The sequence below is a fragment of the Pantoea rwandensis genome, from assembly GCF_002095475.1.
Lineage (GTDB): Bacteria > Pseudomonadota > Gammaproteobacteria > Enterobacterales > Enterobacteriaceae > Pantoea > Pantoea rwandensis.
In genome coordinates, this window is the sequence record NZ_MLFR01000005.1 from 74885 (window position 1) to 96592 (window position 21708).

General features: G+C 53.9%; 17 protein-coding genes and 1 pseudogene. 11 read left to right on the forward strand and 7 right to left on the reverse strand.

The features are described from left to right. Nucleotides 1–425: 425 nt before the first annotated feature. Nucleotides 426–2360, reverse strand: coding sequence for a sigma-54-dependent Fis family transcriptional regulator (locus tag HA51_RS07910; RefSeq protein ID WP_084933996.1), 1935 nt, complete (start codon nucleotides 2358–2360; stop codon nucleotides 426–428). Nucleotides 2361–2632: 272 nt separating this feature from the next. Here HA51_RS07910 and ssuD point away from each other — a divergent pair, with 272 nt between their 5' ends. The 8 genes from ssuD (at nucleotide 2633) to HA51_RS07950 (ending at nucleotide 12104) form a co-directional block, all read left to right on the forward strand. Then, the gene (gene ssuD / locus HA51_RS07915; RefSeq protein ID WP_084933997.1) at nucleotides 2633–3805 is read left to right on the forward strand and encodes an FMNH2-dependent alkanesulfonate monooxygenase; all 1173 of its coding nucleotides are present in this window, start codon (nucleotides 2633–2635) and stop codon (nucleotides 3803–3805) included. A gap of 27 nt (nucleotides 3806–3832) precedes the next feature. Further along, nucleotides 3833–5224, forward strand: a complete 1392-nt coding sequence (locus tag HA51_RS07920; RefSeq protein ID WP_084933998.1) for an FAD/NAD(P)-binding protein — start codon at nucleotides 3833–3835, stop codon at nucleotides 5222–5224. A 74-nt stretch (nucleotides 5225–5298) separates the two neighbouring features. Further along, nucleotides 5299–6693 (forward strand): LLM class flavin-dependent oxidoreductase, encoded by a 1395-nt coding sequence (locus tag HA51_RS07925; protein ID WP_084933999.1) that lies wholly within the window; start codon nucleotides 5299–5301, stop codon nucleotides 6691–6693. Beyond that, the gene (locus HA51_RS07930) at nucleotides 6690–7709 is read left to right on the forward strand and encodes a methionine ABC transporter ATP-binding protein (RefSeq protein WP_084934000.1); all 1020 of its coding nucleotides are present in this window, start codon (nucleotides 6690–6692) and stop codon (nucleotides 7707–7709) included. The genes HA51_RS07925 and HA51_RS07930 overlap by 4 nt, the downstream gene beginning before the upstream one ends. Continuing rightward, nucleotides 7706–8404, forward strand: coding sequence for a methionine ABC transporter permease (locus tag HA51_RS07935; protein ID WP_084934001.1), 699 nt, complete (start codon nucleotides 7706–7708; stop codon nucleotides 8402–8404). The genes HA51_RS07930 and HA51_RS07935 overlap by 4 nt, the downstream gene beginning before the upstream one ends. Next, nucleotides 8401–9276 carry a MetQ/NlpA family ABC transporter substrate-binding protein gene (locus HA51_RS07940; protein WP_084934002.1) on the forward strand — a complete coding sequence of 292 codons (876 nt, stop codon included), beginning with the start codon at nucleotides 8401–8403 and terminating at the stop codon, nucleotides 9274–9276. The genes HA51_RS07935 and HA51_RS07940 overlap by 4 nt, the downstream gene beginning before the upstream one ends. Nucleotides 9277–9453: 177 nt before the next feature. After that, nucleotides 9454–10893, forward strand: coding sequence for an MFS transporter (locus HA51_RS07945; RefSeq protein WP_084934003.1), 1440 nt, complete (start codon nucleotides 9454–9456; stop codon nucleotides 10891–10893). Next, nucleotides 10890–12104 carry an acyl-CoA dehydrogenase family protein gene (locus tag HA51_RS07950; RefSeq protein WP_084934004.1) on the forward strand — a complete coding sequence of 405 codons (1215 nt, stop codon included), beginning with the start codon at nucleotides 10890–10892 and terminating at the stop codon, nucleotides 12102–12104. The genes HA51_RS07945 and HA51_RS07950 overlap by 4 nt, the downstream gene beginning before the upstream one ends. A 34-nt stretch (nucleotides 12105–12138) precedes the next feature. On the opposite strand, the gene HA51_RS07955 is transcribed toward HA51_RS07950, so the two are convergent. Continuing rightward, nucleotides 12139–12993 carry a LysR family transcriptional regulator gene (locus HA51_RS07955; protein ID WP_084934005.1) on the reverse strand — a complete coding sequence of 285 codons (855 nt, stop codon included), beginning with the start codon at nucleotides 12991–12993 and terminating at the stop codon, nucleotides 12139–12141. Between the two features lie 108 nt (nucleotides 12994–13101). Between HA51_RS07955 and HA51_RS07960 the strand changes: the two genes are divergently transcribed. Then, nucleotides 13102–14064 (forward strand): quinone oxidoreductase family protein, encoded by a 963-nt coding sequence (locus tag HA51_RS07960; RefSeq protein WP_084934006.1) that lies wholly within the window; start codon nucleotides 13102–13104, stop codon nucleotides 14062–14064. Nucleotides 14065–14104: 40 nt separating this feature from the next. Here the strand turns inward: HA51_RS07960 and HA51_RS07965 are convergent, their stop codons facing one another. Then, nucleotides 14105–15052, reverse strand: a complete 948-nt coding sequence (locus tag HA51_RS07965) for a sulfonate ABC transporter substrate-binding protein (protein ID WP_084934007.1) — start codon at nucleotides 15050–15052, stop codon at nucleotides 14105–14107. Nucleotides 15053–15302: 250 nt separating this feature from the next. Between HA51_RS07965 and HA51_RS07970 the strand changes: the two genes are divergently transcribed. Then, on the forward strand, nucleotides 15303–17360 hold the full coding sequence (locus tag HA51_RS07970) for an FUSC family protein (RefSeq protein ID WP_084934008.1): 2058 nt from the start codon (nucleotides 15303–15305) through the stop codon (nucleotides 17358–17360). A 93-nt stretch (nucleotides 17361–17453) separates the two neighbouring features. Further along, nucleotides 17454–18149 (forward strand): aspartate/glutamate racemase family protein, encoded by a 696-nt coding sequence (locus HA51_RS07975; RefSeq protein ID WP_084934009.1) that lies wholly within the window; start codon nucleotides 17454–17456, stop codon nucleotides 18147–18149. A gap of 119 nt (nucleotides 18150–18268) precedes the next feature. Here HA51_RS07975 and HA51_RS07980 read toward each other — a convergent pair. The 4 genes and pseudogenes from HA51_RS07980 to HA51_RS07995 all read right to left on the reverse strand — a co-directional run bounded on the left by HA51_RS07980 (nucleotide 18269) and on the right by HA51_RS07995 (nucleotide 21663). Continuing rightward, nucleotides 18269–19539 (reverse strand): annotated as a pseudogene (locus HA51_RS07980) (alanine racemase). 11 nt (nucleotides 19540–19550) lie between these two features. Further along, nucleotides 19551–20288, reverse strand: a complete 738-nt coding sequence (locus tag HA51_RS07985; protein ID WP_084934010.1) for an amino acid ABC transporter ATP-binding protein — start codon at nucleotides 20286–20288, stop codon at nucleotides 19551–19553. Continuing rightward, complete coding sequence (locus HA51_RS07990) at nucleotides 20285–20929, reverse strand: amino acid ABC transporter permease (protein WP_084934011.1); 645 nt, start codon at nucleotides 20927–20929, stop codon at nucleotides 20285–20287. Before HA51_RS07990 ends, HA51_RS07985 begins: the two co-directional genes overlap by 4 nt. Further along, a complete protein-coding gene (locus HA51_RS07995; RefSeq protein ID WP_084934012.1) occupies nucleotides 20926–21663 on the reverse strand; it encodes an amino acid ABC transporter permease in 738 nt (245 codons plus the stop codon). The genes HA51_RS07990 and HA51_RS07995 overlap by 4 nt, the downstream gene beginning before the upstream one ends. Between the last annotated feature and the right edge of the window lie 45 nt (nucleotides 21664–21708).

A 21708-nucleotide genomic window follows, 5' to 3' on the forward strand; every position in this document is an offset into this window, starting at 1 on the left:
GTTTTTTTTCGCCCTTTTCAGCTCTTCGCCATAGCGATTTCACCGCTAACTGTATGAAAAATCACAAACAGGTGATGAAATTTCAGGCTGAAATCGCCAAAGATTTCACCATGTTGACGATGTAAGCGAGGCCATATAGTGCCTGGTGAGTTTGGGGTTGGAGCGAAAGTAACCAAGTGCATGCAAAATCGGCAAAGCGAAATATACGGATTGAACAATGCGTTTAATCGACTGCAATTTCAGCAGCTCGCCAAGGTGATTTCATACGTAATGTGTTGAAAATAAACAAATATTAAAAGAAATTTCAGGGTGAAATCGCCAAGTTTCGCAAGCATTTCAACTCTGACTAATCCTCGCTAACTCGGTTTAGCCAGATGATATTCAACGATTTATCCACAGAAAAGGTGGATAACTTTCATTGTAGGTTAGGCTGATAATGCGCCCGCAGAAGGCAATTGCCATACCGCGTCACGAATGCGTACAGGCTTACTCATCAAACCAAGAGCATAAAAGCGATCAGCAATGATTTGCTGCTCTTTGATAACCTCAAAAGCCATTGCGCGGGTTTTATGGCTACGACGTCCGAGTGCCCTTTCAACGGATGACACCTCCAAACCCAACTCTTGCGCCAACAAGCTGGCCGCTTCATGACGATGGCTATCCATAAACAATCCTGTTTGCTGCAAGCTTTCAATTAATTGCTGCGCGATGTCATCGTTCTGCGAGACGAAATCACGGCGTGCGAGGTAAAATTGATGATTGCGGACACGACCTTCACCATTGACCAATACCCTCAAGTCAGGATGGCTTTCAGCCGCACTGAGCAGCGGATCCCACATCATCCACGCATCAACCGACAGATAATCGCTGGCTGTTAATGGATATTTGGGTGGCGCGTAAATAACTTTAATCTCATCTAAAGCAATACCGGCCTCTTCAAGCAACTGCAGCAGTAGCCAGTGAACGTTTGAACCTTTATTGACTGAAATGCGTTTGCCACGTAAGTCATTGAGGGAGTGAATTTCACTATTCCGCGGCACAACGATGCCCACACTGCTTGGTGCGGGTGGCTCCCAGGCAATATAGGTGACTGCATTACCGCTGGCTTGGGCGAATATCGGAGGGACTTCTCCCGTGGTGCCAAAGTCGATCTCGTTATTTTGCAGTGCGTACAGCAATTGGGGGCCAGCAGGAAACTCACTCCATAGTACGCTGACACCTTGTTGAGAAAAACGCTGTTCGAGGCTCTGGCGCGCTTTTAACACACCCAGATTGCCGAATTTTTGATAGCCAATACGCAGTTCGCGCTCTTGCTCTGCAAAAGGTGTCAAGCACACTGGCGCTTGGCCCATGGCTTTCCGACGACCTTTTATCACGCCTTGGTTGGCCATATGGGTACGCAAGGTATGACGACTGATACCCAGCAGCGTAGCCGCCTGAGTTTGATTCTGTTCGGTAAACGCCAATGCATTATTGATTAAGCTGGCGACCACACGGTCAAACAGCTGATGGGGTTGATCAGAAAGCTGCTGGCGCAAAAAGCTATCCAACGTGGAGTCGGTGGCAGCGATAAAGCCTTGTTCACTGTAACCAGTCAGTCGCAACTGCGCAGGCGTAAGCGTCTCATCACGGCTCAATAACACAGCATTGTGCAGCGTATTTTCTAATTCGCGAATATTGCCGGGCCAGCTGTACTCTTGCAGCGCTTCCAGGGCATCCGATGAGAGACGGCGTGCCGGACGACCTAAACGGCGTGCATACAACGATAAGAAATGGTTGGCCAAGAGTGGAATATCATCGCGTCGTTGACGCAAAGGGGGTAATGGGACAACAGCAATGTTGAGTCGGTAGAAGAGGTCCTCTCTGAATCGGCGTTCGCGTATTGCCTGCGCTAAATCAACGTGAGTCGCCGCAATGACACGCACATCCACTTTGATCGCTTTACGCGAGCCAACGCGAGTGATCTCGCGCTCTTGCAATACACGCAATAACTTCACCTGCAATGAAAGACTGAGTTCACCAATCTCATCAAGCAGCAGTGTGCCGCCCTGAGCAGCTTCAAACCAGCCAGGGTGGGCCTGAGTGGCACCGGTAAACGCCCCTTTTTCATGCCCAAACAATTCTGCCTCAGCAAGACTTTCTGTCAACGCGCCGCAGTTTACGGCCAAAAACGGGCCGTTACGGCGCTGGCTGTGATGATGCAGGTAGCGGGCAACCACTTCTTTACCCGTACCCGTTTCCCCCACGATCAGAACTGTCGCATCAGTGGGCGCGAATTTATCGAGTAGTGATTGAAAGGCGAGTGAGGCCGGATCGACTAAACGTGGTGAATCAGTGTGATTGGTGTAAGGAGTAAACATCGTTTTTTTCCCAGCAGGAGCATCCTCTCAAGCTAACGACTCACATTCACTGTGAACAGCAGGAAAAAAGCATAAGCAGTTGCATATGCAGCAATAGCTGTCGGCGCAAAGTTGGATATGCAACAGCGGGGATGTTGTTGCAGACGCTAAATGGCTGAATTCAAGGATATATTGATAAAAACAAACTTGGCACGTATTTCGCTTACAGCCATATAACCAAATGAACCGTCTTAAATGACCAAATTCTAATAAAGTTATATAGGAAAAGCATAATGGCCGATTCCGCAAACAATCCGATTAACGTCTTCTGGTTTCTCCCTACGCACGGCGATGGACGCTACCTTGGTACCACTGAAGGTGGACGCCCAGTTGATTTAGCCTACTTACAGCAGGTTGCTTTAGCCGCTGACAATCTCGGTTTCTACGGCGTGCTCATCCCGACCGGTAAAAGCTGTGAAGATTCATGGCTTGTAGCGTCGGCACTCGCGCCCATCACAAAGAGGCTTCGCTATCTGGTTGCCGTTCGTCCCGGTTTGCAGCCACCGACGTTGGCTGCGCGCATGGCAACCACACTGGACCGTTTGTCCGAGGGGCGACTGCTGATCAACGTGGTCACCGGCGGCGACCCCGTGGAAAACAAAGGCGACGGCATTTTCCTCAACCACAGTGAACGTTATGAGGTGACCAAAGAGTTTCTGGATGTCTACAGCCGCTTAATGCGCGGCGAGAAAGTTGACTATAAAGGGCAACATATTCACGTTGAAGGCGCAGAGGTGTTGTTCCCTCCGGTGCAAGAGAATGGACCTCCGCTGTACTTCGGCGGCTCCTCAGATGACGCCATCGATGTCGCAGCAGAGCAAATTGATACCTATCTCACGTGGGGCGAACCTCCTGCACAGGTGGCGGAGAAACTGGCAGTGGTGCGCGAACGCGCTGCTGCGCGTGGACGCAAACTGGAGTACGGCATTCGACTGCATGTGATTGTGCGCGAGACAGAAGAGGAAGCCAAAGCCGCTGCAGAGAAGTTGATTGGGCATTTAGATGAAGACACCATTGCTCAAGCGCAGAAAATTTTTGCTCGTATGGATTCGGCAGGGCAGGCACGCATGAGCGCCTTGCACAAAGGCTCGCGCGATAATCTCTACATTGCACCAAACTTATGGGCGGGCGTCGGATTAGTGCGCGGTGGTGCCGGTACAGCATTAGTAGGCAGCCCTGAGCAAGTGGCAGAACGCATCCGTGAATATCAGGCGTTAGGTGTGACCAACTTCATTCTGTCGGGCTATCCGCATCTGGAAGAAGCGCATCGTGTGGCAGAATTGCTGTTACCACTGCTGCCTCTGGCAAACGGTCAACAGCAGCGTACGCGCACCATCAATACCGGACCTTTTGGCGAAACCATTGGTGGCGATAAGCGCCCATCAAAACAAACGAGCGCCAGCTAATGCAGGAGAGGGCAATGGCGAAGCCAGGTGATTATTGTAGGCGGCGGCTTCAGTGGCACAGCGCTGGCGATTCATCTTGCGCGGACCTCAGCCGCTGCCTTACTGATTACAGTGGTCGAGCCGCGTGAACGGCTGGGCGGCGGTGTTGCTTATTCGACGCAAGAACCTGCTCACCGTATTAACGTACCTGCATCCCGCATGCAATTGAGCGGTGAGGAGCAGGGTGCGTTTGATCGCTGGTATCGCCAGCAGCCGGAATGTTCACTGGATTCAGCAGCCCATTGTGTCGATGGTTCAGTCTATCCGCAGCGCGGGATGTTTGGTCGCTATTTGGCGGAACAGTTTGCGCTTGCGGCAAAACGCTACCCGCATGTCACACTCCGCCATATTCAGGCCAGCGCCGTGGCTTGGGAAGGTCAGCTGCTACTACTCAGCAATGGTGAAACGTTACAGGGCGATATCCTGGCGTTGGCCATCAGCCACCCACCCCCGTCATTGCCACGCGCATTGCAGCCTTTTGCCCAGCATCCGGCATTGATTGCCAATCCATGGCAGCGCGGCGTGCTGGATGCCATCGTCCCAGACGCTTCGATTGCCATTATGGGAACGGGTCTGAGTATGGCCGACGTGGTTGCGTCTTTAGCCACGCGCCATCATCGTGGCCCGTTAACGGCTTTCTCGCGCCGTGGACAGCTTTCTCGCGCCAATCTGACAGGTGAGTGGCCTGAATGGACATTAGCGCCGCAGAACGTCGCTGAGGCACGTTTATGGCTGCATCATATTCGCGCCGAAGTCGCACGCGCAGCGGAACAACAATTGCCGTGGCAGCGCGTATTGGATGAAGTGCGCGTGCAGGGGCAGGCTATCTGGCAATCATTGCCGCTGCGCGAACAGCAGAAGTTCGTGCGCCATCTGCGATCGTGGTGGGATGTGCATCGCTACCGCATTGCGCCCCAAGTCGCCACTGTCATCCGTGAACGTCAACAGCAGGGCAGTTTGCATGTGTTGGCGGCGAGGCTGCAATCTATCACGGCACGCGGAGATCAACTGGAAGTCACCCTGCATACGCGGCAAGGCGAAACACATACGCAGCGCTTAGATTATCTCATCGTCACCACGGGACCCGGGCACGATGCGCTGACTGAAAGCCAACCGCTGTTGCAATCGCTCAGTAATCAAGGATTGATTCGTGCCGATCAACTCGGCTTTGGTCTTGATGTCGATGTACACTCACACGCGCTCACGCAGCAGGGTCTGTCCAATAGCAGACTGCTAGTAGTTGGCCCGGCAGGACGCGCGCGTTTTGGTGAGCTGATGGGCTTACCCCAAGTTGCGGATCACGCCGCCGCCGTAGCACAACAAATCTTGAATGAACTGGATATCGCGCCTGCCGAGCGATGTCCCCCTCCCATTTCTTAATCTCTCAACATCCTAAAAACACACTGACGAACGCTGGGTCGTAGCACGATCACGGCTTCGCTATGGAGATTGCTATGTCATCGCAACGTGAAATTCGCTTGAATGCATTTGATATGAACTGTGTCGGACACCAGTCACCGGGGCTGTGGGCACATCCACGTGACCGTTCCTGGCAGTACAAAGATCTGGAGTATTGGGTTGATCTGGCGAAGTTGCTGGAGCGCGGCAAGTTTGACGGCCTGTTTATTGCCGATGTGTTGGGTATCTATGATGTGCTGAACGGTAACGGTGATGCGGCAATTCGTCAGGCGACGCAGGTGCCGGTTAACGATCCCTTGGCGCTGATTACGCCGATGGCGTTGGTGACCGAGCACCTTGGCTTTGGTCTGACCGCTTCGTTGTCGTATGAACACCCGTATCCCTTTGCGCGTCGCTTATCGACGCTCGATCATCTCACCAAGGGGCGCATTGGCTGGAATATTGTCACCTCATATCTGGAGAGTGGCGCGCGTAACATCGGGCATCAGACGCAAACCGATCACGACAGCCGTTATGACTATGCCGATGAGTATCTGCAAGTGGTTTACAAACTGCTGGAAGGCAGTTGGGAGCAGGATGCGGTGCTGCGCGACCGTGAACGTCGTATCTTCAGCGATCCTCGAAAAATCCATCCGATTAACCATCAAGGCACCTTCTTCAACGTCCCGGGGATTCATCTGTGTGAGCCTTCTCCACAGCGCACGCCGGTATTGTATCAAGCGGGAGCATCAAGCCGAGGTAAGCAATTTGCGGCGGAGCACGCAGAGTGCGTGTTCGTGGCGGCACCGTCCAAAGTGTTGCTGAAAAAAACCGTTGCGGATATTCGACGTCGTGCAGAAGAAGCGGGACGTGATCCGCGCAGCATTCTGATCTTCAACCTGCAAACCGTCATCGTCGGTGAGACCGATGCGGCCGCGCAGGCGAAGTGGAAAGAGTATCAAAACTGGGTCAGCTACGAAGGCGCATTAGCACTGGTCTCTGGCTGGACGGGTATCGACTTCGGCCAATATCAGCCTGACCAGGTGCTGAAGTATCTGCACACCAACGCCATTCAATCCGCTGTAGAAACCTTTTCCACCGCCGACCCCGACCGTCAATGGACCGTGAAAGCGTTGGCAGATTGGGTGGGTATTGGCGGCTTTGGTCCATTGATTGTCGGCAGCGCGGAAACCGTGGCAGATGAACTGCAAAGCTGGGTTGAAGATACTGATGTGGATGGTTTTAACCTGGCCTACGCCTTAACGCATGAAACCTTTGAAGATGTGGTTGAACTGCTGATTCCAGAGCTGCAAAAGCGTGGTGTTTACAAGCAGGACTACGCCAAGGGTACGCTGCGCGAGAAGTTGTTTGATGCTGGGCCTCAGCTTGTTGCTCCGCATCCGGGAGCGGGCTATCGGGTGAGAAGTGCGGTGCAGCAGGAGGTCTCATGATCGAGATTGAGCAGCTCAGTAAACAGTATCGCAGCAGCGACGGGCGCGTGACCGAGGTGTTGAAAGCGATCAACCTGCAGGTTCCGCAAGCCAATATCACGGCTGTGGTGGGGCCGAGTGGGGCAGGGAAATCGACACTGGCAAAGTGCATCAGCCTGCTGGAGCAACCGAGTGCGGGGAGCATTCGCGTCAATGGTAGCGATCTCTCCAGCCTGAACGGAGAAGCACTGCGCCGTGCCCGGCGCGCGATTGGCACCGTATTCCAGTCATCTGCACTGCTGCAACGCAAAAGCGCTTGGGAAAATATTGCCTTACCCCTGCGCTATCTCGGTGTAGTGGAGCGGGATATTGCAGCAAGGGTCGGTGAACTGCTGGAGAGCGTCGGCCTGAGCCACAAAGCTAAGGCATTTCCTGGGCAACTCTCGGGTGGGCAGCGTCAAAGGATCGGCATCGCGCGAGCTTTGGCGCTACGGCCCTCTGTGCTGTTAGCGGATGAGGCGACCTCAGGACTTGATCCTGAAGCCACCATCACGGTGCTCGATCTGCTGAAGAAACTACGTGACGACTATAAGCTGGCGATTGTGCTGATCACCCATGAGATGGATGCAGTGCGTCAGGCCGCAGATGCAGTCGCAGAAATCCGCGATGGGCAAATTGTGCAATACGGTGTGGTCAAGACGCTGCTGGCGCAACCGGATTCGGTGCTGGGACAGCGTCTGTTTCCGCTGGTGTCACAGCCGGGCGCAGCAGAATTAACGCTGCAACTCAGTTACCGCACCGATGTCACGGTTGCCAGCGATTGGATATCGCGCCTCAGCCAGCAGTTCGGTTTGCGCATCGATCTGCTCGGCGCGCACGTTGAACAAGTTAACGGCCTGCAAGCGGGTCGCCTTCAGGTGGGCATTCACTTCCAGCAGGAACGTGTTCCACTGGCACGTTTGCTGGCGCAACTCGAACAGTTCGGATTGGTTGCCAGCGTTTCAGGCAGCGTGTCTCCTTTGCGGGAGGCGGTATGAGCGTTTCAGTCATGAGCCAAGACACGCCGTGGGCAGAGATTCCCACCTTGATGCTCCCTGCATTGGGCGAAACGGCATTGATGGTAGGGATAGTGATGCTGTTTGTGGTGGCATGCGGTGGCGTTGTGGGTGTGGTGCTGTTTAACACCTCCGCACGCGGGCTATTTCCCCATCGCGGTATCCATCGTGTATTGAGTTGGATCGTTAACATGGGACGCTCGCTGCCTTTTCTCGTATTAATGGCCGCGATTATCCCGTTCACCTTCTGGCTCACCGGCACCACCATCGGTATTCCTGCGGCGGTCGTTCCGATGATTGCCGCAGGCATTCCATTCTTTGGGCGATTGGTGGATAACGCGCTGCGCGAATTGCCGAGTGAAGTCACCGCGGTGGGCTTGGTGTGTGGCGGATCGCGTTGGCAGATTATTCGTTCGGCACAGCTCAGCGAGGCCCTGCCCGCGATTGTCGCGGCGGTCACCCTCAACCTGATTTCGATGATTGAGTATTCGGCCATCGCCGGCACCATTGGTGCTGGTGGCATCGGCTATTTAGCCGTGGTGTACGGCTACCAGCGCTTCGATAACCACATCATGATCGCCACCATTGTGGTGCTGATTGCTTTAATCCAAACCATCCAATTTCTCGGCGACCGCTTAGTTGCCGCTTTGCGCCATCCTCAGGGGACATCAATATGACAACACAAGAATTTGAGCTACGTAAATCTCGCCGCTGGCCATGGTTTTTACTGATTATAGTGGTCATTGTCGTCGCGGCTGCCGCCTGGTTCTGGCGCAGCCAGCAGCCGCAGGCCGTGGTGTTTGGCACCACGTTGCAGATTCACTTTGAACCGGCAATGGCAGGCGAACAAAAGTTGATTGAGTATGTTGGCGAGCACATCGCGCCGGATTATGGCCTGAAGCTGGAAGCGGTTGGAGTACAAGATCCGGTGCAAGCTGACCGCGCGGTGGCACAAGGACAATATGCAGCGACGGTTTATCAACACCAGTGGTGGCTCAAGCAGGTAGTGGATGCCAATGGTTTCAAGCTCACCTCCGCTTTGCCGCTGTTTCAGTGGGCATTTGGCATCTATTCAGATCGTTATAAAGCGGTAGCCGATCTGCCGCAAGGAGCCACTATCGTGGTCCCCGATGATGGGGCGAACCAAGGCCAGGCGCTCTGGCTGCTGGCACGTCAGGGCTTGATCACGCTCGATCCTAACGTGGAACCCCGTACCGCTAAGCTAAAGAATATTGTGGGCAATCCGCACGGCTTTGTGTTTAAAGAGCTGGATTTGCTAACGATGCCCCGCGCACTGAACTCGGTCGATGCCGCCATTGGTTATGTTTCCCAGTTTGATGCCGGAAAAGTACCGCGTGACAAAGGCATTCTATTCCCCCCTGCGCCGCGTACTTTTGCTTCGCAACTGGTGATTGGTACACCGTACCTGGAGCAGGAAAACATTGTGAAACTCAAGCAGGCGTTTTTCCGATCCGCGCGTCAGCAGTGGCTGAAAACCACGGATGACCCACTGGTGAAAGGGGTGCTGGTGCCGGTCTCCGCTGATTAATCCTGACGTTAAACAGGCTTACCCGGACACGCGCTGCGCGTCCGGGTTTTTGTGTTTGTGTTTTTAATTATATTATTGATTTATAACAATTAAATATCACTATTTGTTGCTTTGGCACTGATGCTTTAGCGCTTATAACAACCTCACCTGCACAACTAAAAAACAACGTGAGGCGTTATGAGTTCCGTTCCTTTAGAAAACACCTTGCCGGCTTCAGAGCCGGTTCGTTCGGTCAGTGATGTGGCAAGGCTGATCAACACCCGCAGTGACAAAAACAATTATGCGCGCATGATTGTGTTCCTCGCGCTCGGCGGCGTCTTCCTTGATGCCTACGATCTCACCACGCTGTCTTATGGTATCGATGATGTGGTGCGTGAATTCCAGATATCCCCGTTCATCACAGGTTTAGTGACCTCATCAATCATGGTAGGCACCATCGTCGGCAATCTGATTGGCGGCTGGCTGACGGACAAGTATGGCCGTTACTCGGTGTTTATGGCCGATATGCTGTTCTTCGTGGTGTCCGCCATCGCAGCCGGATTAGCACCCAACGTGTGGGTTCTAATTGGCGCACGCTTCTTGATGGGCATTGGCGTAGGCATTGATTTGCCGGTGGCGATGTCCTATCTGGCAGAATTTTCCAAGTTTGCTGGCAAAGGCAATAAAGCCGCGCGTCTCGCCGCTTGGTGTCCAATGTGGTACGCCGCATCAACGGTGTGCTTCCTGCTGATCTTCGCTCTCTATTTCTTGTTACCGAAAGAGCATCTTGACTGGTTATGGCGCGCGTCACTGCTGTTTGGTGCCGTACCTGCCTTACTGATCATCGCGGTGCGCAGCAAGTTTATGAACGAATCGCCGTTGTGGGCCGCCAATCAGGGCGATCTGAAAGCGGCGGTGCGTATTCTGCGCGACTCATACGGTATTCATGCACACGAGGCTGAGCCAGAAGCGACACCCGTGGAAGCCGCACCGAAAGTGAGTTTCCGCGTGCTGTTCCAAAAACCCTGGCGTGAACGCACCATCGTGGCGGGCGTGATGAACATCTGTATCTCTTTCGAATACACCGCGATCGCGTTCTTCTTGCCTTCGATCCTCGCACAGTTCCTTGGCGCGGGGGTATTTGAAACTATCTCCGCATCGCTAGGCCTGAATGCGCTGTTTGCCTTCACCGGCGGTCTGCTCGGTATGCGTCTGGCATGGAAATATCCGTCGCGCCATGTGGCGATTGCCGGATTTGCTTTGCAGTTCTTCGCGCTGATTGCGCTGGCGTTAATTGGTCATCCTGAAGCCATCGCTGGCATTGTGTTTGCCGTGCTGATGCTGGGCTTGTGGTTGTTCGCTGAAGGTTTTGGACCGGGCGCGCAACTGATGGTCTATCCAGCGCTCTCTTATCCGACTTCTATCCGCGCCACGGGCGTTGGTTTTAGTCGTGCGCTTTCCGGCGTTGGCAGTGCTCTGGCGCTATTTATTCTGCCGATCCTGCAGGCCGCGTTGGGCACCAACATGTTTTGGGTGGTATCGCTTGCCGCCATCATCCCGATTTTCTTCCTGCTGGCGGTGCGCTACGAGCCCACCCGTCACGACATCGACGACCTTTCTCATCAGGAGCAACCATGAGCTTACTTTCGACAGGAACCGACTACTCTGCACTGGCAGCGCATTTTCGACCGCTCTTTGCGCGTATCGCTGAGGGGGCAGTGGAACGAGAACGCAACCGCACGTTACCGCATGACGCGCTGACATGGCTGAAAGAAGCCGGTTTTGGCACCGTGCGTATTCCAAAAGAGAAGGGGGGCTGGGGCGCATCGCTGCCGCAGCTGTTCCAACTGCTGACAGAACTGGCAGAAGCGGACTCCAACCTCCCACAGGCGCTGCGTGCCCATTTCGCGTTTGTTGAAGACCGTCTGAACCAGCCGGACAGTGCCGAACGCGACCTCTGGTTTCGTCGTTTCATCGATGGGGAACTGGTGGGCAGTGGCTGGACAGAAATCGGTGCGGTGAAAATCGGGGATGTAATCACTCGCGTCACGCCAACCTCAAATGGCTGGACGCTGAGCGGGGAGAAGTTTTACAGCACTGGCACGCTGTTTGCGGACTGGATTGATGTGTATGCACGACGCAACGATAACCAAGGCGATGTCATCGCTCTGGTGAATACTCACCAACCGGGTGTGACGCGTGAAGACGACTGGGACGGCTTTGGGCAGCGTTTAACGGGGAGCGGTACCACGCGCTTTGAGAATGCGCACGTCGAGCAAGAGCACGTGTTTGATTTCGCGACCCGCTTCCGTTACCAAACGGCGTTCTATCAGCATGTGCTGTTGGCGACATTGGCGGGCATTGGACGGGCGGTGGCAAGTGACGGTGCGAAAGCGGTGGCCGCACGAAATCGTATTTACAGCCACAGCAATGGTTCGACTTCACGCGAGGATGTGCAGGTACTCCAGGTGATCGGTGAGATCACCAGCCTGGCGTTTGCGGTCGAAGCCACAGTGATCCGCGCCGCACATTCACTGCAATCAGCATATGAAGCTCATGTGAATAGTGATGAAGCAAGACTGGTTGAGGTCAACGCACTAGCGGAAGCCGAAGCCGGGCAGGCACAAGTCATCGCCAGTGAACTGGTTCCGCGTGCCGCCACCGAGCTGTTTAACGCGCTTGGCGCGTCGGATACGCGCATCAGCAAAGCGCTTGACCGCCACTGGCGTAATGCGCGTACCGTATCGTCACACAATCCTGTGATCTATAAAGCACGTGATATCGGCGGCTGGAAGGTTAACGGCACGCCGCCGACGGGGATTTGGCAAATTGGGCGCGGGGAAGGGTAAACATTTCAAACGGGGCGGCTTGAGCCGCCCACTTCTAATACAACGTTTTTAAACTGTCCTGAATCACATTCAGCGCCGTTGTGACATTGGAATTCGGCCGCCGTGTGACAAACAATCCATATGTCACTTTTACCGGAGCCTGCGCGAAATTCACCAGACGCATAGTGTCATGACGAATGAGCTCCGCTGGCAGCATGGCGACACCCAATCCGCCTTCAACAGCGGGGATAATTGCGCCCAGGTTTGAGCTGGTGACCGCGATCCTAAACTCCTTGCCTGCTTCAATTAGCGCATCAAACATCAATCGTCGCCATGAACAAGGTTCACCGCAAACAATAGCATCGACCGTCAGCGCGCTATCCCAGGGATAGTCAATTCCGCACACCCAATGCAGTTCGATCTCCCAACTGGTTAACGGGTCTTCGCTGAAACCGGCGGTCAAACCCAATACCATATCAAACGCGCTCTCCTGCCAACGTCTGGCGAGGATGTGATCGCTTTCAATGGATAGCTCGATGTGCAGGCCCGGACACAATCTTCTCAGCCTGCCAAGTGCAAAGGGGAGCAAGCTCGAAGCCACATCTTCGGACATACCGATGCGAAGCGTTCCGGCGGGCGTGCTCTCACTGAGTTGTGCCAGTGCCATTTCACCTAATGCCAGAATACGCACAGCAAAACTGAGCAACACTTCGCCCTCTTTAGTGGGCACTACGCCTCGTCCGGTGCGGCGTAGCAAACGCTGACCCGTGTGTTCCTCCAGTCGGCGAATCTGGGCGCTGAGGGCTGATTGCGCACGTCCTGCCTGTTCGGCCGCGCGCGTCAGGCTACGATGATGGCAGACGGCGACAAAGGTGCGTAGCAGGGCAGGTTCAAAATTGTCAGATATCATGGTGGGATTATGTCTGATACATGTGAAAGCAGCCTACCAACATATCATCAACCTCGTTACGCTTTTACCCATTGGGTGTGATTAATCCTACGAAAATGGAGAGATAAAATGAAAGCAGTCAGTTACCCGCAGCCGGGCGGCCCAGAAGTCTTGCAACTGGTTGATATTGCGGAACCTGAGATCAAGTCGAATGAACTGCTGGTGGCGGTAGAAGCCATCAGTATTGAAGGTGGCGACATCATTTCGCGCAACAGCCAGCGCTTGCAGGCGGGAGAAACACTGGGCTATGCCGCGGCCGGAACCATTCTTGAAGTGGGAGCAGAAGTCACCGAATTTGTCGTGGGGCAAAAAGTCGCGACCTTCAACTGGCGTGGCGCCTATGCAGAACGTCGTGCTGTTGCGGCTTATAACAGTTTCCCGATACCAGAGGGGCTTGACCCACGCATTGCTGCCGCTATTCCAGTCGGGCCGGGTACGGCTGCTTGGGCATTTCATTTGGGCAAATTGCAGCCAGGACAAACGGTCCTGATTCTGGGAGCGGCCGGCGGTGTGGGGATGGCGGCGGTGCAGCTGGCATCTCGCCTCGGTGCAAGAGTGATAGGCACGGGAACCCGGCCAGAGTCTCTGGAGAAACTGCGTGAGTTTGGTCTTAGCGATGCGATTGTGGTGGGCGAGAATCAAGCCGGTGAACAAGTGCGTGAGTTGCTGGGCGGAAACAAAGTCGATTTGCTGATAGATACCATCGGCGGTGATGCGCTGCCTGATGGTATTGAAGTGCTAAAAGAGGGAGGAACGGCGATTCTGATCGGCATTCTCGCCGGGCGTAATCAGATGATTGATGCGGAGTATCTGTTGCTGCATCGTATTACGTTGATCGGATGCTTGCTGGGTCCAGAATGGGGCGAAAAACAGATTGCCCGCGATTTGGTGAATGAACTGATGGTGATGGCGGCCAAAGGCGAACTGATCGTGCCTATCGATAGTACTTTCCCGCTGGAACAGGTGGTTGAAGCCCACCTGCGCGCCGAAACGCGTGGGCGATTAGGGAGAGTATTCATTACAGTAGAGTAGAGCGCGGCCCTTGGGCCGCCCGCTACAATTCTGGCAGAGTTTACTTTTTATCCAGTGACCAAGTCGCGCTACGGACATCCACTTTCACCGGCAACAGTCCTACGCGGGTGAAAGTGTCTGCTAACGCTTGCTGCTCATCAAACACCTGCGGCGTCATGCGCGTGGCACCGTAAGGCAGTCGTTTTAAGGTGGTTTGCCAGATGGTTTTATCCAATCCGGTTGATTTAGCCAGGATACCTGCCGCTTCATCCTGATGCGCATTTGCCCAGTCACTCAATTTACTCAATTCATCGACCACCTGTTTTGCCGTGTCAGGGTGGCCTTCAGCGAATGGACGGCTGGCAAGATAGAAGGTGTAATGCGGCACTAAACCTTCAGCATTACGGATTTCGCGCGCATCGGCGTTGGCTTCAACCTCGGCGAGATACGGATCCCAAATGACCCATGCATCTATCGCACCTTTCTGGAAAGCAGCACGGGCGTCGGCCGGGGGCAGATAGATAGGCTTCACATCCTTATAATTTAATCCGGCATCTTCCAGTGCTTTCACCAGTAGGTAGTTCACGTCAGAACCTTTATTCAGCCCAACGCGCTTCCCTTTCAAATCTGCCACGCTTTTAATCGGTGAATCTTTTGGCACGACAATCGCTTCGGTTTTTGGGTTAGCGGGTGAGTGGCCGAGGTAGATCAAATCAGCTTTGGCAGCCTGCGCGAAAGCGGGTGGTGCATCTCCGGTGGCGGCTAAGTCGATGCTGCCCACGTTCAACCCTTCGAGCATCTGCGGTCCAGCCGGGAATTCCACCCAACGCACATTGATACCTTCTTTCTTCAAGGTTTCATCCAGCGTGCCACGATACTTCAGCAACGCGAAGATATTGGCTTTTTGATAGCCGATGGTGACAGTTTCTGGGTTGGCAGCCCAAGTCAGTGAGGAGAGCAGGCTGAAGCTCAGCGCCAGCGCGCTTAGAACAGGCAATTTTGTTTTCATGATGAGTCTCTCTAGGTTTTTGCTCACCATAACAAAGCGCTTATATAACCAATAAATAACTAATTTCGATCGCTTATAACTGAATTTTTGTGATCGCGATCATTCACTGTAATCAGCATGTCACCAAAATTTGCATAGATGCCCGGATAATTAGCACGGTAATAATTTGTATAACAAATCAAAATGTCATATCGATATGCTTCTGTCAGGATAGGCACTTACGTTGCCTGCTAAGGGTTTCTTTCGCTCTATGAAGTGGTTTTCACAAAGTGCAGTGTTGTTCTCTGCCAAAACTTGTCTTGCCGCCTTTCTGGCCTTTTATATCGCTCTGGAACTGAATCTTGATAAACCGGCCTGGTCACTGACTACAGTGTACGTTGCGTCGCAGCTCTATTCGGGTTCAACGGTCTCCAAGTCGGTGTTCCGTTTGTTCGGCACCGTACTCGGTGGATTATTCACATTACTGATTTATCCCATCACGGTTCAGTCTCCGATGATGTTCAGCCTGTGCATTTCACTGTGGGTGGCGGTATGCCTATACCTGTCATTGCATGACCGCACGCCGAAAAGTTATGTGTTTATGCTTGCCGGATACAGCGCCGCCATTATGGGCTTTCCCGATGTCACCTCACCGTCAGAAATCACTTACACCGTGATTTCGCGTATTGAGGAGATCACAGTAGCGATCATCTGTAGCAGCTTGGTACATCGTCTGATCATGCCAGTGACGATGCGCAATCTACTCGAGCAGAGTGTCAGCCTGTGGTACCAAAATGCCCGTAAGCTGTGCAGCGAGCTGGTTACGGTGATGCCAGCTGATAAATCGGTAGAACGAGAAGATATTCTGGTTCAGATGGCGAACTATCCTCTCAACGTCGAAACCCTGATTACACACTGTGTATATGAAGGCGATGCCGCGCGACGTCTGGTGCGGTTGGTCAGCGTGCAGTATCAACACCTCTCCTATTTGATCCCGACGCTAACGGCAATTGAATCACGTCTCAATTTGTTGGCACAGCAGGAAATCCGCTTTCCGGACTATGTGGCTGAGGCGTTCCAGCAGTTTTTGTTATGGCTAAATGGCAATGATCAGGTCCAGGTGCACGATGTCCTCACCGTTGCACAGGCGCAGTTGAAACAGGCCTGGCAGGAAGGGCGACTCAATAGTGAAGAGAGTATTTTGTTGATTGGATTGCTGGAGCGCCTGCTTAACTTCGTGCGTATCGCTAATGCCTATCACAGCGTCAGCGAGCGCGTGAGTGAGTGGACACCGACCGTCAAGCCGGGAAAAACCGTGCGTGCGCATAAGCATGTCGATAAAGGTTTGCTGCTGCTCTCCTGCTTTACTGCGTTTCTTGCCACCTTCGGCACCTGCTTGTTCTGGATCGGCAGCGGCTGGAAAGATGGCTCGACTGCGCCGATGATGGCGGCGGTACTCTGCTCCTTCTTTGCCGGGCTGGATAGCCCCATCGCGCCAATGAAGCTATTTCTGAAGGGTGTCTTGATCTCAATGGCAATAAGCCTGCTTTACGTTACCGTGTTGATACCACAAGCGGTAACGTTTGAAGCGATGATCATCTGCCTCGCGCCCGGGTTATTTGCGCTGGGATTGGTGATTGCCAACCCGGCAACCAATTTGATTGGCCTGATCGTCGCCACGCAGATTCCGGGGCTGATTGGCATGAGTCATAATTTCAAACCCGATCTTCTGCTTATAGTGAACGCAATGATTTCGACGCTGGTGGGCATTGTCATCGCCCTGGTACTGACGTTGCTAATTCGCAACAAGCGTCCATCGTGGACGGCGAAACGCACGCTGCGTAAAGGGATCCGCGATTTACTGCAGTTTATCGCTGCGCTGCGCCTCAACACGGTAACGATGACGGCGCGCCAGCAATTTGTGGCGCGTACGCTGGATAAGGTCAACATTATTCTGCCACGTAAGCGCGTCGATCCCTCACCCGACCTGGTTTCCGGCGGCAATCTGATTGCCGAAGCCTGGCTTGGTGCCAACTGTTACGACTATTACACGCGGCACAAGGCGCTGCTGACAGAGAATGGCATTGAGAGTGCGGCGATGTTCCATGAGCTGAGTGTGTTCCTCAAACACAGGCTGAAATCCCTGCAGACACAGCCCCATCCGGCGTTGTTGCATGAACTTAATCGCCTGCTGTTGGGTTTAGAGGCGCGAACATTACAGGAACAGGCGTTGTTTGCGCCGATGTTCCATCTGTTCAATATCCGCTTATCGTTGTTTCCCTCAGCGCGCTGGCCGGAAAACGCGCCACTTGAGGTCGATCGCGCATAAGTGTGCCGCAAACCCTGTATTTGAGCTGGGGGCATGCACCAGACTGACAAATCCCGTACAGTGCTGAACAGGCTTGATAAAGGATAATCGCAGATGAAAATGATCGGTTTGATCGGTGGGATGAGTTGGGAATCGACGGCGCTCTACTATCGCATCATCAATGAACAGGTGAAGCAGCAACTTGGCGGATTACACTCGGCGCGCAGCCTGATGTACAGCGTCGACTTTCAGGAAATTGAGAAGCTGCAAGTGGCGGGAGAATGGCAGCGAGCCGGCGAGATTCTGGCAGAAGCAGCGCGCAGTCTGGAAAAGGGCGGGGCGGACTTCATTGTGCTCTGCACTAACACCATGCACAAAGTCGCTGACCAGATTACCGGTGCTGTGGATATCCCGCTGCTCCATATCGCCGATGCGACTGCTCAGCGTATTCAATCCGCTGGCGTGAAGCGCGTGGGCTTACTGGCGACGGCATTCACTATGGAGCAGGAATTCTATAAAGGCCGTTTGGCACAGTCTGACATTGAAGTGTTGGTGCCCGATGCACCCGGCCGTAAAACGGTGCACGACATCATTTATCAGGAGTTATGCCTCGGTATTATTCGTGAGGAATCGCGCGCGCAGTACCGTAAAATTATTGCTGAGCTGGTGGAGCAAGGCGCAGAAGCGATCATTTTGGGTTGCACTGAAATCACCTTGCTGGTGCAGGCCGAAGATGCCAGTGTGCCGCTGTTTGATACCACGTTGATCCACGCTGAAGACGCGGTGAAATTGGCATTGGCAGTAAAATAACTAGCCTGCTAATTATTTTATGTGTTATTATTTATTCATTGAAGGCACAACGTCTGACCCCGAATGGTCGTACAAGGATGTGCCAGAATGGGCTGCCAATATTGGCAGCTTTTTTGTGGTCAAAATGCTGTTTCCAGTGAATCTGTGACGCAATAATCATCATCCACCAGCGGCAGATAGCGCCATTTATCAAATGCAGTACAAGGATGAGAAATACCGCATCCTACCCAGTCACCCGGCTGCAGCCCTTCATCATCAGGCAGTAGGAGATAGGCGTGCTGATCGTTTACGTCGCTGATGCGCAAATGCGCGGCTGAACGGGGTTCACTGCCGTCTGCGTTGCGGATCCACAGCGGATTCGGCAGGTCCTGATCGAAAGGCACGTCACGTCGACCAAAGTCGATAAACGCTAAGCCCGGTTCAGGACGGGATAACACCCGACCCCAAATCTCCAGTGCCGCGTCGAAATGATGGCTGGCGCCAGGTTGAGCAAACGGCGCAATACGCGCATACAAACCGCTGTCGTGTGCCATATAAGCACCTGAACGGATTAACGGCGTCATCGGCAGTGGCAGGGTAGTAGCGGTAAAGCACTCGGTGACCACGTCAAACCATGCGCCGCCGCCAGCACTGAGGATGATATGTTCACTGCTGAACAACTGTTTTTCAGCCAGTAGCGCAGCGGTGCTCACCATCATCTGGCAATACTCTTTTACCCGCCGTACGCCCTCAGCATCGCGCCCGGCCCCTAAGGCGCCTTCATAACCCGCCACACCCACCAACTGAAGTGCAGAACTGGCTTTGATCGCTTCGGCAATCTTCAGGGCTTCTTGCTGTGAGCGGCAACCGGTTCGCCCGCCACTGACCGACATTTCCAGCAGCACCGAAATTTGTACATCACCGAGATGCTGCTCCAGCAGTTTTACTCCCTGCAGTGAATCGACATAGCACAGGAAGCCATGATCAGGATGCTGCTGCTGCCACTGCGCAATCCAGCGAATGCCTGCCGGATCGACCAGTTCATTGGCGAGAAACACATTGCGAATACCAACTGGCGCAGCGCACGCACTTGCGCTGGCGTAGCGGCACCCAGTCCCCAGGCGCCGCCCTCGGTGATTGCACGGCGTAACACTGCGGGCGACATTGAGGTTTTACCGTGCGCCGCCAACATGATGCCCTGTTCCCGACAGAAGGCAGCCAGCTGGCGCAGGTTATTCTCCAGCGCTGACTGCTTCATTATCATTAACGGCGAGAAGACCTCGTCACTGTTAAACACCGCAGTACCCTGTGCTAACGGCGAATTCCCCGCACCCGCAACCGATTTAAAACGTGGTGCGGCTTGTTGTGCATCCAGTAAACCATCCGCGTGCAGCGGAAAGCGAATCGACATAGTGGCTCCTGTTAGTGCTCAAGCACGCGCGATAAGAATTGTTGCGTGCGCGGATTCTGCGGGTTCACAAAGAGTTGCTCAGGTGAACCTTGTTCAGCAATGACGCCCTGATCCATAAACACCACGCGATCGGCGGTTTTACGCGCAAAGCCCATTTCATGCGTCACTACCACCATGGTCATGCCTTCACGCGCCAGACTGCGCATCACTTCCATTACCTCGCCGACCAGCTCAGGGTCGAGTGCGGAGGTGGCTTCATCGAAGAACATGATTTTCGGTTCCACCGCCAATGCACGTGCAATGGCGACGCGCTGCTGCTGACCACCGGAAAGTTGCGCCGGATAATAATGTGCACGCTCGGCCAGCCCTACACGCGTTAGGGCCGCCATGCCACGTTTGTTGGCCTCCGCTTCAGAGAGCTTTTGCGCTTTGATCAACGCCAGAGTGACGTTGCCTAACGCGGTTTTGTGGGGGAACAGGTTGAACTGCTGGAACACCATGCCGACGTGACCGCAAATTTCACTGCTGCGTTTACGGTCGTGCAGAGGCACTTTATTGACCCAGATTTCGCCGCCATCAGCGGTTTCTAAACCGCTCATAATGCGCAGTACGGTGCTTTTTCCTGAACCGGATGCACCAATCAACACCAGCACTTCGCCAGGTGAAACTTCCAGACTGATCTCTTTCAGCACCTGCGTCGGGCCAAACGATTTTGAAATGCGGCTCAGCGTAATCGCGGATTGGCTCATGATATTTGGCTCCTGGTTTGATGATGTTGAACCCAACGAGAAAGCGGGAAGCAAATGGCGAAGTAGAGCAGGGCAACCAAGCCGTAAATCACCACCGGTTGTCCAATGCGGTCGACAATCGCCTGGCCCTGATGCATCAGTTCGGACATGCCGATCATGCTGACGATCGAGGTGTCTTTAATCAGCGAAAGATACTGACCCGCCAGCGGCGGCAACACGATGCCACGGGTTTGGGGCAGCACTACGCTCATGAAGGTTTGACGTTTGGAAAGCCCAAGGATCCACGACACTTCCCACTGACCTTTCGGTACGGCTTCAATCCCGGCGCGGAACACTTCGGCGATATAGGCACCTTGATAGATGCTTAAGCCGAGGATCCCAGCGGCAAACAGATTGATCTCATAACCGAAATAGGCCACGCCGAAGTAGATAAACATCAGCGTGATCAGCACTGGTGTGCCGCGAAACAGTTCGGTATAGATCACCGCGATTTGCTTAGCAACCGGCAGTCGGCTGGTTCTCAGCACGGCAGCCAGTAAACCCAGCAGGGTACTACCGATGATGGCGGCGATGGACAGCAACAGCGTGATACCCAATCCTTTTAGCAGGATGGGGAAGGAGCTGATAATTAACTCGCTCATAACGCATTCTCCCGTTTCACTGGATTAGTCAGCCATTTTTTTGCCCACCACCAAGCGGACTTTTTTACTGGTGTCACCAGCGGCGGATGGAACATGCGCCGTCCAGCTACCGTGCCCAGCCAGGAGAACAGATTGCTCAGTACCAGATAGACGAGTGCGACCACGCTAAAGGTCTGGATATAAAGCAAGGTTCGGGCGTTGATGACCGTGGCGGTCCCGGTCAGTTCCGGCAGGGCGATCGCGGAAAGTAACGAGGTGCCAAGCAGTAACTGAATCAGGTTGTTGATGATCGCCGGCCATACTGCGTGCGCTGCCTGTGGCAACACCACACTGAGAAAAATCTGCCGACGCGGAATACCGAGAATGTATGCCGCCTCTAGCTGGCCTTTTGGCACGGATTGAATCCCGGCGCGAAAGGTTTCAGACAGGTAGGCGCCGACGTTAACGCCCAGCGCCAACACACCGGCGGTAAAGGCGCTCATGGTGATGCCCAACGAGGGCAGTCCAAAGAAGATGATAAAAATCTGCAGCAGAACCGGCGTGTTGCGAATGAATTCAACATAACAGTGACTGATCCAACGCAGTGGAGCCACGGGCGATGATTTCGCTAATGCCGACAACAAGCCCAACGCCACCGCCAGCACGAATGCCAACAGTGTCACCTGTAATGTCAGCCACGCGGCCTCCAGGAAGGTATCGGCGTAGCGCCACAGGGTTAGCCATTGATAATTCATAATTTGGCTCCTTCGTACGGCGCGGCATTCACTGCCGCGCCGCCG

Excerpts from the sequence above, each read along its gene's own strand:
- HA51_RS07910 (WP_084933996.1), bottom strand. The coding sequence starts at position 2,360 with ATGTTTACTCCTTACACCAATCACACTGATTCACCACGTTTAGTCGAT.
- ssuD (WP_084933997.1), top strand. The coding sequence starts at position 2,633 with ATGGCCGATTCCGCAAACAATCCGATTAACGTCTTCTGGTTTCTCCCT.
- HA51_RS07925 (WP_084933999.1), top strand. The coding sequence starts at position 5,299 with ATGTCATCGCAACGTGAAATTCGCTTGAATGCATTTGATATGAACTGT.
- HA51_RS07930 (WP_084934000.1), top strand. The coding sequence starts at position 6,690 with ATGATCGAGATTGAGCAGCTCAGTAAACAGTATCGCAGCAGCGACGGG.
- HA51_RS07935 (WP_084934001.1), top strand. The coding sequence starts at position 7,706 with ATGAGCGTTTCAGTCATGAGCCAAGACACGCCGTGGGCAGAGATTCCC.
- HA51_RS07940 (WP_084934002.1), top strand. The coding sequence starts at position 8,401 with ATGACAACACAAGAATTTGAGCTACGTAAATCTCGCCGCTGGCCATGG.
- HA51_RS07945 (WP_084934003.1), top strand. The coding sequence starts at position 9,454 with ATGAGTTCCGTTCCTTTAGAAAACACCTTGCCGGCTTCAGAGCCGGTT.
- HA51_RS07950 (WP_084934004.1), top strand. The coding sequence starts at position 10,890 with ATGAGCTTACTTTCGACAGGAACCGACTACTCTGCACTGGCAGCGCAT.
- HA51_RS07955 (WP_084934005.1), bottom strand. The coding sequence starts at position 12,993 with ATGATATCTGACAATTTTGAACCTGCCCTGCTACGCACCTTTGTCGCC.
- HA51_RS07960 (WP_084934006.1), top strand. The coding sequence starts at position 13,102 with ATGAAAGCAGTCAGTTACCCGCAGCCGGGCGGCCCAGAAGTCTTGCAA.
- HA51_RS07965 (WP_084934007.1), bottom strand. The coding sequence starts at position 15,052 with ATGAAAACAAAATTGCCTGTTCTAAGCGCGCTGGCGCTGAGCTTCAGC.
- HA51_RS07970 (WP_084934008.1), top strand. The coding sequence starts at position 15,303 with ATGAAGTGGTTTTCACAAAGTGCAGTGTTGTTCTCTGCCAAAACTTGT.
- HA51_RS07975 (WP_084934009.1), top strand. The coding sequence starts at position 17,454 with ATGAAAATGATCGGTTTGATCGGTGGGATGAGTTGGGAATCGACGGCG.
- HA51_RS07985 (WP_084934010.1), bottom strand. The coding sequence starts at position 20,288 with ATGAGCCAATCCGCGATTACGCTGAGCCGCATTTCAAAATCGTTTGGC.
- HA51_RS07990 (WP_084934011.1), bottom strand. The coding sequence starts at position 20,929 with ATGAGCGAGTTAATTATCAGCTCCTTCCCCATCCTGCTAAAAGGATTG.
- HA51_RS07995 (WP_084934012.1), bottom strand. The coding sequence starts at position 21,663 with ATGAATTATCAATGGCTAACCCTGTGGCGCTACGCCGATACCTTCCTG.